This window comes from Streptomyces sp. NPDC003016, assembly GCF_053591455.1.
The window spans coordinates 1-12672 of the sequence record NZ_JBSFTV010000047.1 but is presented as its reverse complement, the minus strand read 5'-3'; the positions used below and the strand labels follow the sequence as shown (position 1 = coordinate 12672).

12 protein-coding genes, 1 tRNA gene and 2 pseudogenes are annotated in these 12672 nt (G+C 70.5%); 6 read left to right on the top strand and 9 right to left on the bottom strand.

What is annotated here, in order from left to right; all coding sequences use genetic code 11:
• Positions 1-9: 9 nt before the first annotated feature.
• Positions 10-1929 (bottom strand): DUF2264 domain-containing protein, encoded by a 1920-nt coding sequence (locus ACWDZ4_RS30065; RefSeq protein WP_451511549.1) that lies wholly within the window; start codon positions 1927-1929, stop codon positions 10-12.
• A 687-nt stretch (positions 1930-2616) separates the two neighbouring features.
• Between ACWDZ4_RS30065 and ACWDZ4_RS30060 the strand changes: the two genes are divergently transcribed.
• The gene (locus ACWDZ4_RS30060) at positions 2617-3543 is read left to right on the top strand and encodes an alpha/beta fold hydrolase (protein ID WP_451511548.1); all 927 of its coding nucleotides are present in this window, start codon (positions 2617-2619) and stop codon (positions 3541-3543) included.
• 118 nt (positions 3544-3661) lie between these two features.
• Positions 3662-3735: transfer RNA gene (locus ACWDZ4_RS30055), tRNA-Pro, on the top strand.
• Positions 3736-4062: 327 nt separating this feature from the next.
• Here the strand turns inward: ACWDZ4_RS30055 and ACWDZ4_RS30050 are convergent.
• The 6 genes and pseudogenes from ACWDZ4_RS30050 to ACWDZ4_RS30025 form a co-directional block, all read right to left on the bottom strand.
• Positions 4063-4107 (bottom strand): annotated as a pseudogene (locus ACWDZ4_RS30050) (hypothetical protein); the annotation flags it as partial.
• A gap of 52 nt (positions 4108-4159) precedes the next feature.
• Positions 4160-4468 (bottom strand): annotated as a pseudogene (locus tag ACWDZ4_RS30045) (VOC family protein); the annotation flags it as partial.
• A gap of 78 nt (positions 4469-4546) precedes the next feature.
• On the bottom strand, positions 4547-5317 hold the full coding sequence (locus tag ACWDZ4_RS30040) for a metallophosphoesterase family protein (protein WP_451511547.1): 771 nt from the start codon (positions 5315-5317) through the stop codon (positions 4547-4549).
• The gene (locus ACWDZ4_RS30035) at positions 5314-5568 is read right to left on the bottom strand and encodes a hypothetical protein (protein WP_451511546.1); all 255 of its coding nucleotides are present in this window, start codon (positions 5566-5568) and stop codon (positions 5314-5316) included. The genes ACWDZ4_RS30040 and ACWDZ4_RS30035 overlap by 4 nt, the downstream gene beginning before the upstream one ends.
• Positions 5565-6212, bottom strand: coding sequence for a nucleotidyltransferase family protein (locus ACWDZ4_RS30030; protein ID WP_451511545.1), 648 nt, complete (start codon positions 6210-6212; stop codon positions 5565-5567). Before ACWDZ4_RS30030 ends, ACWDZ4_RS30035 begins: the two co-directional genes overlap by 4 nt.
• A gap of 140 nt (positions 6213-6352) precedes the next feature.
• Positions 6353-7156 carry a VOC family protein gene (locus ACWDZ4_RS30025; RefSeq protein WP_451511544.1) on the bottom strand — a complete coding sequence of 268 codons (804 nt, stop codon included), beginning with the start codon at positions 7154-7156 and terminating at the stop codon, positions 6353-6355.
• A 237-nt stretch (positions 7157-7393) separates the two neighbouring features.
• On the opposite strand from ACWDZ4_RS30025, the gene ACWDZ4_RS30020 reads away from it, so the two are divergent.
• Both ACWDZ4_RS30020 and ACWDZ4_RS30015 read left to right on the top strand, forming a co-directional pair.
• Positions 7394-7747, top strand: a complete 354-nt coding sequence (locus ACWDZ4_RS30020) for a DUF3040 domain-containing protein (protein WP_451511543.1) — start codon at positions 7394-7396, stop codon at positions 7745-7747.
• A 103-nt stretch (positions 7748-7850) separates the two neighbouring features.
• Positions 7851-8177 carry a plasmid stabilization protein gene (locus tag ACWDZ4_RS30015; RefSeq protein WP_451511542.1) on the top strand — a complete coding sequence of 109 codons (327 nt, stop codon included), beginning with the start codon at positions 7851-7853 and terminating at the stop codon, positions 8175-8177.
• A gap of 36 nt (positions 8178-8213) precedes the next feature.
• Here ACWDZ4_RS30015 and ACWDZ4_RS30010 read toward each other — a convergent pair whose 3' ends face one another.
• Positions 8214-9776, bottom strand: coding sequence for an FAD-dependent oxidoreductase (locus ACWDZ4_RS30010; protein ID WP_451511541.1), 1563 nt, complete (start codon positions 9774-9776; stop codon positions 8214-8216).
• Between the two features lie 45 nt (positions 9777-9821).
• Positions 9822-10394, bottom strand: coding sequence for a DUF6766 family protein (locus tag ACWDZ4_RS30005; RefSeq protein WP_451511540.1), 573 nt, complete (start codon positions 10392-10394; stop codon positions 9822-9824).
• 186 nt (positions 10395-10580) lie between these two features.
• Between ACWDZ4_RS30005 and ACWDZ4_RS30000 the strand changes: the two genes are divergently transcribed.
• Complete coding sequence (locus ACWDZ4_RS30000; protein ID WP_451511539.1) at positions 10581-11990, top strand: NADP-dependent succinic semialdehyde dehydrogenase; 1410 nt, start codon at positions 10581-10583, stop codon at positions 11988-11990.
• Between the two features lie 86 nt (positions 11991-12076).
• Positions 12077-12589, top strand: coding sequence for a GNAT family N-acetyltransferase (locus ACWDZ4_RS29995; RefSeq protein WP_451511538.1), 513 nt, complete (start codon positions 12077-12079; stop codon positions 12587-12589).
• The last annotated feature ends 83 nt before the right edge of the window (positions 12590-12672 follow it).

The following is a 12672-nucleotide window of genomic DNA, read 5'->3' as shown; positions in this document are numbered from 1 at the left end:
GCGGTGACGTCATACGTCCGCGACCGATCCGTCGGGGAAGCCCAGCCGGACCGATCCGGCCACGCCCTCGACCTCGACCGTGACGGCCTCGCGCAGCGCCTGGGGGTGGACCGTGTCCCGGGACAGCGTGATCAGGGACACCTGGACGCTGTGCCCGCCCGGATGGGCGCCGAGCCGCAGACACGGTGTCGCGGAGTGCGGACCGTACGCGTTGGCCTGTACGTCGCGCGAGACCGCGGCCTCCTCCCCGTCCCAGCCGTACAGCGCGACGACCGCGCTGGTCAGGCCGTCGGCCGTACGGGCCAGGGCCCAGCCGGGGCCCGTTTCCGCCCGGGGGCGCTCGGACCCCGCCACCGCGTGGCCGCCCTCGCGTACGCCCGCCCCTTCCGGGGCCTCCACCCGGTGGACGCGCACCTCCCACGGTCCGTACAGCACGCTGGTCGTGTCGATACGGAACTCCCGCTCGTCGCCGGGAAGGTGTGCGACGTGCCAGGAGGAGGCGGTACGCCCCGTGCAGTCGCCGGGGTTGATCCGGCGGCGGCGCGAAGGGGTGCCGTCGGGCGCGAGGAGCGCGAGATGGTTGTCGACGGCGCGCGTCCAGGCGTGCGCGGCGGCGTCGGGCGCTGTCACCGTGGAGTAGCCGAACTTCGCGTAGTGCGGATCGTCCTCGGCGCCGCCGGTGAGCGGATTGTGGTCGCTGCCGTGGTTGACGAGGCGCACGATGCCGTCGTGGCGGGTGCCGTGGAGCAGCCAGCCGGGAGCTGGCAGCGCGGTGTACTGGTCGGACTCCTCGACGGGGAGCGGCAGTTCGCGCGAGGTCCACGTGGGGTGGTCGGCGGGCAGGAGGAGGCCGAGGAAACCCTTGCTCGCCCAGTAGGGGGACGCGGGACCCGAGTAGGGCTGGGTCGAGGGGAGGAAGGTGTCGTACCAGCCCAGGGTCAGCAGTCCCCGCTCGTCGGGGACGCCGCGCTCCGCGAAGTGCCGGAGCACGCCGGAGGCGAGGCGCCTGGTGACGCCCGGCTCCAGCGGGGTGCAGTCGGCGAGCGCGCCCATCCATACGGGGGCGACGGACGCGAAGCGGTAGGTGAGGGAGCGGCCCTGGTGGACGGGGGAGCCGTCGCCGCCGAAGAAGTGCGGGTAGGTGGTGAGGAACTGGGAGAGGCGGTCCCGGTAGGCGGGGGTGCGGCCGCCGTCGTCGGCACCTGCCATCCGGGACCACAGCAGCGGGTAGAGATGCATCGCCCAGCCGGTGTAGTAGTCGAAGTTCCGGCCGTCGCCGTCGGTGTACCAGCCGTCGCCGACGTACCAGTCCTCGATGCGGTCCAGGCCGCCCTCGATGTCGGAGCGGCTGTGCGGCGCACCGACGGAGGCCAGGAACTGCTCGGACACGACCTGGAAGAGCCGCCAGTTGTTGTCCCAGGTACGGCCGCCGACGAAGCCGGAGAACCAGTCGGTCACCCGTTCCTGGACGCGGGTGTCGAGACGGTCCCAGATCCAGGGGCGGGTCTCGTGCAGGCCGACGGCGATCGAGGCGGCCTCGACCATCTGCTGGGAGCAGTCGGTGAGGCGCGGCCATGCCTCGCCGGAGACCGAGCCGGAGCGGGAGACCGGGCCCGAGTCCGGGTCGGTGCCCGTTGTCAGACCCCGCACGTACCTTTCGATCAGGCGAGGATCGACGTCACCGCCCGATCCGGCGATCCGGAAGGAGGCCAGCAGGAATGAGCGTGCGTAGCCTTCGAGGCCGTCCGAGACCACTCCCGACCAGCTGCCACGGCCGGGGAGCCGGTACTGGGCGAAGCCCGGTGTCGCGTACGGGACGAGGGAGTCCAGGAGGTGGTCGGCCATGGCTTCCCAGTGGGCGCGGGTCCATCCGGTGCGGGGCGATCGCAGGCGGTCTGTCGGGGGGAGTCGCAGGTAGGGAGCGGGCATCGCGGGGGCTCCTCGGAGGGGGATGGGAAGCGTGTGCGGGGTGGGGCGGGGGCCGGGCCCGCCTGGGACACCGCCACCGTCGACTCTGCCCGCTACAGCGGAGTCGCCTTCCTCGGGAACGTCCGCGAGCTGCCGGACAAACCGGACGGGTTCGTCTGGGACGCGGCCGCCCGCACGGTCACCTGCCTCCCCCGCGAGGGCCAGGACATGCGCCGTGCCCGCGCCGTGACCCCGCACACCGAGGGCGTCCTCGGTGGCCTCGACCTCGAGACCGTTCTCGCGGCCGAGCTTCTTGACCGCTTAGACCCCCGCCAGGATCGAGTCGTGAACGAAGTTCGTGACCTTGGAGAAGACCAGAACGCGGAAAGGCGCTGCCTCGGCGCGGGGAGCCGAGGTCACCCCGAGTCCGAGCGTCAGCGCCAGCAGGGCTCCGACGGCGGTGAAGGGCAGAAGGAATCTCCACGCGGGATGACTCCTGGGCGCTCCCGGTGCGGATGGGGCGGCCAACGGGGCTAGAAAGCGCTTTCTGAAGTGCATCGCTCAGAGTAGGTTCCCGCCCGCAAAGGGGTCAATGGGCCGGCAGAGGCCCGATGTTCGGCAGAGGTCCGGTGTGAGGCGTTCGGCCCTGGGGAGAGTCAGCCTCAGCACACTCACCACCCGGACCACAGACACCAGGAGGCGTGCCCGATGAGCACTCCGTACCGCACGGGAACGGCGACCGCCGCCGACGGCGCACAGATCGCCGCGTACACCTGGCTGCCGGACAGCGGCCGACCCCGTGCCCTCGTCCAGATCGCCCACGGCGCGGCCGAGCACGCCCTGCGCTACGACCGGTTCGCCCGGCACCTGGTCTCCCACGGCTACGGAGTGATCGCCTCCGACCACCGCGGCCACGGCGCGACCGCCGCCGCCACCGGCGGCTACGGCGTGGCCGGAGAGAACGGCTGGCGCGCGATGGTCGACGACCTCAAGGCGGTCGGCGACCAGGCCAGGGCGCTGCACCCGGGCCTGCCCGTCGCACTGCTCGGCCACAGCCTCGGCTCGATGCTGGCCCGCGACTACGCCCAGGAGTACCCGGACGGCCTGGCCGGCATCATCTTGTCCGGCACTTTCCGCACGCTCCCGGGGGCCGAGCTCCAGGAGTCGATCGCCGGCCTGGAGGCGGAGGTCGCGGAGCGCGGCCGCACGGCCCTCTCCTCGTACATCCCCACCCTCTTCTCCTCCTTCAACGACGCGTATCCGCGCCGTACGGGCTTCGAGTGGCTCTCGCGCGACGAGGCCGAGGTCGACGCGTACATGGCGGACGAGCGCTGCGGCTTCGCCTTCAGCGCGGGCCTCGCCCTGGACTGGGTGCACGCGATCCGCAAGATCAACGACCCGCGCAATCTCGCCCGCGTCCCCGCCGACCTGCCCGTTCACATCGCCGTGGGCACGGAGGACCCCTGCAACCAGAGGATGACCCTCGTGTACGAGCTCCTGGAGGACTTCCGCTATCTCGGCACCGAGGATCTCACCTGGAAGGGGTACGAGGGCGCCCGCCACGAGATCCTCAACGAGACCAACCGGGACGAGGTCCAGGACGACCTGACCGCCTGGCTCGACAAGCACCTCTGACGTGCGCTTCGCGTCGCTTGCCGTCCGGGGCGCGAAATGGGGTTCGTGATCACCGGCCGAAGTGCGGTATTGTTCTCAAGCGCGTTCAGCCAGGGGAAACCCCAGGCCAGACGGGCATCGGGACGTGGCGCAGCTTGGTAGCGCACTTGACTGGGGGTCAAGGGGTCGCAGGTTCAAATCCTGTCGTCCCGACTCGAAAGAGTCGCAGTTCAGGGCCGGTTTCAGAGGAATCTGAAACCGGCCCTTGATCGTTTCCGGGGCCCAGCCGGGGAGGGGGGCCGGTCCGCTCGACCTGTTCGGCGGGTGCCGGGGACGTCGGCGGTACCGGCCACGGCGGCTGCGTCGAGGGCAACGACACCGGCCGGACCGATGGTCTCGGAGTCCTGGGACCGGGCGAAGGAACGTCTGGTGCGGTTCCTCTCCCGGGGCGCCGAAGGCACGGCAGCTGCTGCGGAATGGGAAGCCTCCCGGAGATGAGCAGCCGACCGCGAAGCAGGCCCCGGTGACGCCGAGGTCGCCACGACGCAGCAGCGCCGTCGCGCGCTCGATGCGACGCGTCGTCAGGTACGCGTACGGCGACTCGCCGTACGCCGGCCGGAACTGGCGGCCGAGGTGCCCGGGTCAGGTCGCCCGCGGGATCGCGGAAGGCGCAGTCGCGGAGGTCGTACGGCTGCTCGGTCGGTTCCCGGGCGACGTCGGCGTCGCGGGCCCGCACCTTCTCGAAGGTGGTGTCCAGGTCCTCGGTGGCCGGCAGGATCCAGCCGTAGGTGTGTGTGGCCATCATCTCGACGAGGGTGCGGCGCTCGTCCTCGCACGCGCGGCCGGGGACGCACCAGTGGCCCCCGCCCGCTCCCGGGGCACGTACGGGCAGGCCCGTGTCCCCGAGGAACTCCGGGCTCTTTGAGGAGGAGTCGCCCCTGCGCAGGTGGCCAGGTACTGGACGCGCAGGCCGCCGAGCCGCGCGAGCCAGGGACGCCTTTTTCCCGGAGATCCCGGAGCAGGGTCATTCGGCCGCGACAGGAACGCTGTTCGCCGCCCTGTCCGCCGCGGCGCGGACCGGCAGGTGGTAGACGGCGAAGGCGCGGCCGATCACCGGCTGGGCGACATTGCGCACACGCACCCCGCCGCTGGTCATCCCGTGTTCGGTGCCCAGGTGCGCGTGGCCGTGGACCGCGAGGTCGGCCCCGGACTCGTCCACCGCCTCGGCCAGCAGATAGCTGCCCAGAAAGGGAAAGATCTCCGGGGGTTCGCCCGCCAGGGTGTCCGGGACGGGAGCGAAGTGCGTCAACGCGATGCGTACGGCGCAACCGCGCTCCTTCAGCTCGTCCAGGGAGCGGCGCAGACCCTCCGCACACCGCCGGGTGTACCGGATGAACTCCTTCATCTCCGGTTCGCCGAACTCGCCACCGCTGCGGCCCGCGAATCCGCCGCCGAAGCCCTTCGTCCCGGCGACGCCGACCGGCACCCCGCCGATGTCCAGCACGGTGCCCCGGCCCTCCAGAACGGTCACGCCCGCCTCACCGAGCACCTCGGCCACCTCGGCCTCCTGGTCACTGTGGTAGTCGTGGTTGCCCAGGACGGCCACCACCGGCACACCGAGCCCGGCCATTTCCCGGGCGACCACGGCCGCCTCCTCGGCCGTGCCGTGCCGCGTCAGGTCTCCGGCGAGCAGCAGAAGGTCCGCGTAGTCGCTCACGGTTTCGAAAGCGGGCCGGAGCACCCCCGCACTGTCCGGCCCCAGATGGATGTCGCCGACGGCCGCGATCCGGATCACGCGAGCTCCTCCGGACGGTCGGGGGCGGCGGCGGAGACCACGACCAGGTCCTCGTGCAGCGGAAGTCCGGCCAGCTCGTCCTCGGCCATGCGGAGGATCTCGTCCCGGCAGGCGGCACTGGAGACGGTGCCGGCGATCAGGACACTGTTTCCGCGCAGCTCGATCCGTACGCCCATTTCGGCGAAGTCACCGCCTGCCAGATGCTCCCGCAGATGGGCGATGCGGTACTCGGCGGCGCATGTGTCGTTCACGGTGCTGCCTCCCGTGGTTCGATGACGTCCAGACGTTCGAGAAGGTAGAGAAACGCGTCCGGCATCGGTGAGTCCTGATGCTCGCGGCGCAGACGGCTCCAGTCGATCTTCTCCCGCAGCGTCCGCGCGATGGGGAGTACGGCCCCGAAGTCGCAGTGGTGCTCCGAGAAGGCATCGAGCAGGCTGCCCATGAGATCGGTGGGCGACAGCACCGGCATGTGCACCGAGTCCACCGGAAGGGTCTGGGCCCGGCTCAGCAGCTCTCTGGTCACCGGCTGCTGAGCCAGTTCGAAGATCAAGTCGATCTCCTCGCCGTGACTCCGTGCTTTGATCAGCCAGTCCTCCGGCGGGACGCGCACCTCGATCCCGGCGGCCTGGAGTGACGCGGTCACGGCTTCCGCGTCCTCACGAAGGATGCAGAAGTCGGCGTCGTGCTGAAGGCTGACCGGCACGCCGTGCGCGTAGGCGGCGACGCTCCCGACCAGCGCGAACGGGTACCCACCGCCCTTGAGCCTGGCTGCCACGTGCTTGGTGGCCTCCAGAATGGCCTGGGTGCGGTCCGGCGGCAGGGGCCGGGCATCGCCGTACGGCCAGGTACCGTCGTGCGCCCCGGCGATCTGCGCCCCGGCGCGTCCGCTGTTCACAGGGCTTCCCGTGGTCAGTCCCAGGCCGGTCGGTCCCAGGCCGGTCGGTCCCAGACCGGCCGGCCCGGTCCGGCCTCCGGGCGGAGAGGCGTCTTGTGAGTAACCGCGCACGGGTGCACCTTCCTCGTCGCCTTGTCCGGTTATCCGGGCGCTGCGCTGGTGACGGTGAAGAGCGCACCGTTCGGATCGCGCAGCGTCGTTTCCGTGCCATAGGGGGTGGGGCCGTGCCCGAGGACGGAGCCGCCGTGCCGGAGCGCTGCCCGTACGGTGGCCTCCACGTCGGGAACGGGGAAGTGGGCGTGCCACCGGGGCTGGATCAGCGGATCGGGCGCCGTGTCGACCGCACCGGAACTCAGCCGCGCCAGGATGTGTCCGTCCTGGAGCAGTACGACTTCGTCCTCCTGGTACTCGACCTCGCAGCAGCCGGGGCGACCGCTCGCCCATTCGAGGACTTGTCCGTAGAAGATCGCCGCGTCGAACGCGTCCCGGGTCCGCAGGCGCAGCCAGACGGGTGCGTTCTTGCGCCACACGTGCCAGTCGGAGAAGAGCTCTCCTTCCCAGATGCCGAAGACGGCGCCGTCCCGGTCCGCCGCGATGGCTCCGCGGCCGGTGGCGAACCGCAGAGGTCCCACGGCGACGGTGGCGCTTCGCTCCCGGATCCGGCTCGCGGTCTCGTCCACGCTGGAGACGGCGAAGTAGGGCGTCCAGGTGACAGGTGCCTGCAAGGCGGTGTCGAGTACACCGATTCCGGCGACGGGCGCCCCGTCGAGCAGAGCGATGCTGAATCCGCGACCGAGTCCGGCATGCCGGAATTCCCAGCCCAGAACCGCTCCGTAGAAGGCCTGGGCGGGCTCCAGAGCGCGCGCCATCAGGGTGATCCAGCACGGAGCGCCGAATACCTCGTGGCTCGATGTGGTGCCTGCGGCCGTCGTTTCCATTTCCATCGCACTGTGTCCTGGTCGAATGGGGGCGTGTAGGGCCGGTTTCGTATTCCATCCTGCCTCCGGGCCGTCGTAGTGGCGAGCCACGTGAACGCCCGGAGCAGGCGGCCGATCATGAAATCGGGTGTCTGGTCCTGTGCTCGGAGGGTACTCGCCGTTCATTGATCCGGCCGTGATGCGCGCACGGTGCCCCGGGGTGGTGACCCGGGGTGACCGCAAAGCCGTGGGGAGGATGCACAGATGGACGGAGCCGGCCTCACGGATCACGAACGGCAGATCCTGACCGGGATCGAGGACGTGGCGCGCCGGAGCGACGCCGTGCTGGATCTCAAGCTCCGGACGATGCGACGCCGGCCGGCGCCCGCGGCCCAGGTTCTCAAAGGGCTGAGGGACCGGCGTTGCGGCGTTTTCCTGTGTGCCCTCGTGGCGTTCTCCGCCTTTCTGTTCGTACCGGCGTTCAGGACATCCGCACCGGTGCTCGTCTCGGCCTTCGCGCTCACTTGGACTGCGACGCTTCTTTACGCGCTCCGAATGGTCTGCCGGTGGTCACGCCGAATGCCGGAAGCGGGCTCGCAAACCCAGCGGTGGGAATGAATGGACGCTGCGTTTGCGGAGAGGAGAAACCGGACGCAGGGTGAGCGGAAGCTGCTGATCCGAAGGAAGCAGCCCCCCTGATTCGATGTTCGAAGGAGTGGAAATGCCCAAGGGTTCGAGTTCCAAGAGGGAACGCCAGTACGAGCACATCAAGGAAGGCGCCGAAGAGCGCGGCGAGAGCAGCAAGAGGGCCAAGGAGATCGCTTCGCGCACCGTCAACAAGGAGCGCGCGCGCTCCGGCGAGTCCAAGACGGCGAGCAAGAGCTCCACGCAGGGGGAGTCGCCCTCGAAGCGCGGCGGGAAGCGGTCCCACAGCGGCTCGGAGGGGCAGACGTACGACCAGTTGTACGCGGAGGCGAAGCGCCGCAACATCCACGGACGCTCGTCGATGAACAAGTCCGAGCTCCAGCGTTCTCTCAAAGAGTCCTGAGCGACGAGAGCCTCCCGTCGGAAGCGCCGGAAGCCTTCAATCGGCCGGGCGGCCGCGCGGCTCCGGGGGATGCCGCGGCTCCAGGGGACGCGTGGCAGGCCCGTGCAGAACCGAGCCGTCCGTCCCGAAGCGCGAGCCGTGGCAAGGACATTCCCAGACCTTCTCGGCATCGTTGAAGTGCACCAGGCAGCCCAGGTGCGTACAACGCGCCGAAACGACAGAGGCCCCGCCCGACTCGTTGCGGTACACGGCGCAGCGGTTGCCTTCCAGACGAACGACCGCGCCACTGCCCGGCGGGATCTCCTCCACGGAGTCGACGTGCCCGGTGTGCAGACGGTCGCCCACGAAGTGCCGGGCGACAGTGCTCTGGAACTTCGCCAGCTCCGCCGTCTCGCGCACCTGGGGCAGGCGCCGCGGGTCGTACAGATCGGTCCACGCGGGCCGGGGGCCGCCCGCGATGTGGGCCGCGAGCAGGCGGCCGGACATCACACCGTTGCTCATGCCCCAGCCGCCGAAGCCCGTCGCCACATAGACGTGCTGGGTGCCCGGATGCGCGTGCCCGACGTACGGCAGGTGGTCGCTCGAGTCGTTGTCCTGCGCCGACCAGCGGTACACCCGCTCCGCCTGAGCGAAGCCCGGCATCCGTTCGCGCGCCCAGCCGTCCAGGCGCGCGAACCGTTCCCGTACGTCCCCGGCACCCGGCTCGAACGTCTCACCCGTGACGACGAGCAGCCGCCGTCCGTCGTCGTACGGCGCACTGCGCACCGAACGGACCCTGTCCTCCGGACTCAGATACATGCCCGCAGGCGCGGCACCGGAAGGTACCGGCGCCGCGATCACCAGCTCCCGCCTCGGCTTCAAACGGGTGAACAGCAGCGTGCGGTCGAAGACGGGGTAATGCGTCGCGACGACGACGTCGCGCGCCTCGATCGTGAGCCCGCCCTCGGCCGACAGACGGCAGCGCGCACCGTCGTGGAGCCCGGTGACGCGCGTGCGCTCATGGACGCGCCCGCCCGCACCGGTGATCCGCTCGGCCAGGGACAGCAGGAACTTGCGCGGGTGGAACTGCAGCTGCCCTTCCACCCGCACCGCCCCGGCCACCGGGAACGGCAGTTCCGTCTCGGTCACGAACGACGCGTCGAGCCCGGCCCGCCGGGCGGCCTCGGCCTCGTCCCTGAGCTCTCCCGCCCGCCGCGGGTCCTCCAGGTACGTACAGGCGGCCGCCCGCTCCAGATCGGCGTCGATGCCCAGCTCGTCGCAGAGCGCCGCGGTCCGCCCGACGGCGTCCTGCTGCGAGAGGGCGTACAGCGCGGCGTTGTCCGGACCATGCCTCGCCTCCAGCCTCGCGTACCCCAGACCGTGCAACGCCGTCAGCTTCGCCGTGGTGTACCCGCTCACTCCGGCGGCGATCCTGTCCGCCTCCAGAAGTACGACGTCCAGGCCGGCCCGGACCAGCTCCCACGCGGTGCACAGGCCGGCGATGCCACCACCGATCACGGCGACCTCCGCGGTCAGGTCGGTGTCCGGAGGCGGATAGCGGGTACCGGGGGCCGTGGCCATCCAGTACGACTCGTCGACGGTCCGGCGTTCTGCAGCCATGCTTCTCGGCTTCCCCTTCTGGGTTCCGGTTAACGGTGGTGCGCGTCAGCCCCCGATGTCCGTGGCCCGGTGAGGTGCGCCGACCGGCTTCGACTCGGGTGAACCACGCTGACGCAGGTAGACGGAGAGAATGACCACCGAGGCCACCGCGAGCAGTTCCGACTGCCCGTTCCCCGTCACGTCCACCGCGAAATCGGACGTGTGCAGACAGCCCCAGAAAGTGACGGACTGCAGGCTCTCCGCGACCAGCCGGTTGTTGAAATCGGCGTGGCCCGCGACGGCCTTCCACTCGTCCCGGAAGGCCGAGAGGAAGAGCGTGCCGGCGTCGAGGACGACGCGGGCACGATGCCCGTACACGTCCACCCGGCGCCCCTCATCCGCCGACGGCAGCTCCAGCTCCGCCAGGGCCGCAGGGCGCAGGGAGTCGGCTGTTTCCTCCAGCTCCTCACGGGTACCGGGAGCCAGGCCGTCGCACCCCGGCAGGGTCTGCGCCCCACGCAGGCTCTCCTCGAAACGCAGAGCAGCCGCGGCGGCCTCCTTCCACTCGCCGAGAGAGGAACAGCCCGGGAGAGCCATCCATGCCGGCGCCGCGAACAGACCCGCACCCACGGCGCGCATCGCAGGAACCACCTCCCGCCCCCGGTTCCGGGGAACGGCCCGAGGGGCTCCAGGAGCGTTCCCCGGAGCCCCCCGTACCCGGGCGGACTTCCACCCGACAGATGAAGGGAACGAGGCGCCCGCCGCGTTGCGAGAGCGCCCGGACCGCGCAAATCTCGAAGCACCGAGTCCGAGGAGGACGGCAGCATGCCCATCGCCACGGTGAACCCCGCCACCGGAGAAACGCTCAAGACGTTCGACGCGTTCGGAGCCGAGGAGATCGAGCGCCGCCTGGCACGCGCCGCGACCGCCTTCGCCCTCCACCGCACCACCGGATTCGACCGGCGTGCGGAACTCCTGAACCGCGCCGCCGACCTGCTGGACCAGGACCAGCAGGACATCGCCCGCACCATGACCACCGAAATGGGCAAGCCGATCGTGGCCGCCCGCGCGGAGGTGGCGAAATGCGCGAAGGCGATGCGCTGGTACGCCGAGAACGCGCGGCAGCTCCTGGCGGACGAGCACCCCTCCGCCGCCGACGTGACGGACTCCGGCGCCTCCTGGGCGAGCGTCCGCTACCGCCCGCTCGGTGTCGTCCTGGCCGTGATGCCGTGGAACTTCCCGCTGTGGCAGGTCGTACGCTTCGCCGCCCCCGCACTCATGGCCGGCAACGTGGGCCTGCTCAAGCACGCCTCGAACGTCCCGCAGACCGCCCTCTACATCGAAGACCTGTTCCGCCGCGCCGGCTTTCCCGAAGGGTGCTTCCAGACGCTGCTCGTCGGATCCGGCGCGATCGAGGGCATTCTGCGCGACCGAAGGGTGGCCGCCGCGACGCTCACCGGAAGCGAACCGGCCGGACGCTCCGTCGCCGCCGTCGCGGGTGACGAGGTGAAGCGGACCGTCCTGGAGCTCGGCGGCAGCGATCCCTTCGTCGTCATGCCGTCGGCCGACATCGAACGGGCTGCCCGCACAGCGGTGACGGCCAGGGTCCAGAACAACGGCCAGTCCTGCATCGCGGCCAAGCGCTTCATCGTCCACACCGACGTCTACGACGCTTTCTGCGAGCGCTTCACCGCCGGAATGCGGGAACTGGCCGTCGGCGACCCGATGCAGGAATCCACCGACGTCGGACCGCTCGCCAGCGAACAGGGACGTACCGATCTCGAAGCGCTCGTCGACGACGCCCTGCGCCTCGGCGCCACGGCGCAGTGCGGAGCACAGCGTCCCGAGAAGCAGGACAAGGGGTGGTTCTACGAGCCCACCGTCCTCACCGGCGTCACCGACGCCATGCGCATCCACCGCGAGGAGGCCTTCGGCCCGGTGGCCGCGGTCTACCGGGTCTCGGACCTCGAAGAGGCGGTAACCCTCGCCAACGACTCGCCCTTCGGTCTGAGCTCGAATGTGTGGACGCACGACGACGGGGAAGTCGAGCGGTTCGTGCGGGACCTGGAGGCGGGCGGCATCTTCATCAACGGCATGACCGCCTCCCACCCCGCCCTGCCCTTCGGCGGCGTCAAGCGCTCGGGTTACGGAAGGGAACTGTCCGGCCAGGGCATCCGCGAATTCTGCAACGTCACCACCGTGTGGCACGGCGCGGAACCGGACGACAACCACTGACATCCGAGAACACCGGAGGCGCATGCCCATGCGGGAGACGACGCCGGCTGAAGGCGAGCCCGCACGGCCGCGCTAGCGTGCTGCGCATGACGAAGACTCTGTATGGCGCCCATGTCGTGTTACGCCCGGCTACGACGGACGACATTCCCGCACTGGCCCGCATCCGCGCCACGCCCGAGGTGCATGCGACCTGGCGTGGCGGCGACGATCTGGTGGCGGCAGTCACCGACGACCTCGGCGACCCCGACGTCACCACACTGGTGATCGAGTACGCCGGCCGCACCGCCGGGGCCATTCAGTGGGGCGCGGAGCAGGACCCGGACTACCGGCACGCCAACATCGACATCTACTTGGACCCCGCGGTCCACGGCCGCGGCCTGGGCACCGACGCCGTGCGCACGCTCGCCCGTCACTTGATCACCGATCTCGGCCATCACCGGATCGTGATCGACCCGGCAGCGGACAACACCGCCGCCATCCGCTGCTACACCAAGGCCGGCTTCCGCCCTGTGGGCATCATGCGCGACTACGAGCGAGGCTCGGACGGCACGTGGCACGACGGACTGCTCATGGATCTGCTGGCCGACGACCTGGACTGACGCCCGTACCGGCGGCCCACCGGCGGGGGTTGACGCGGCCGCCGCCGGTCCGTAAGGTACTGCGAGTTGTCGCGGGGCCGGAA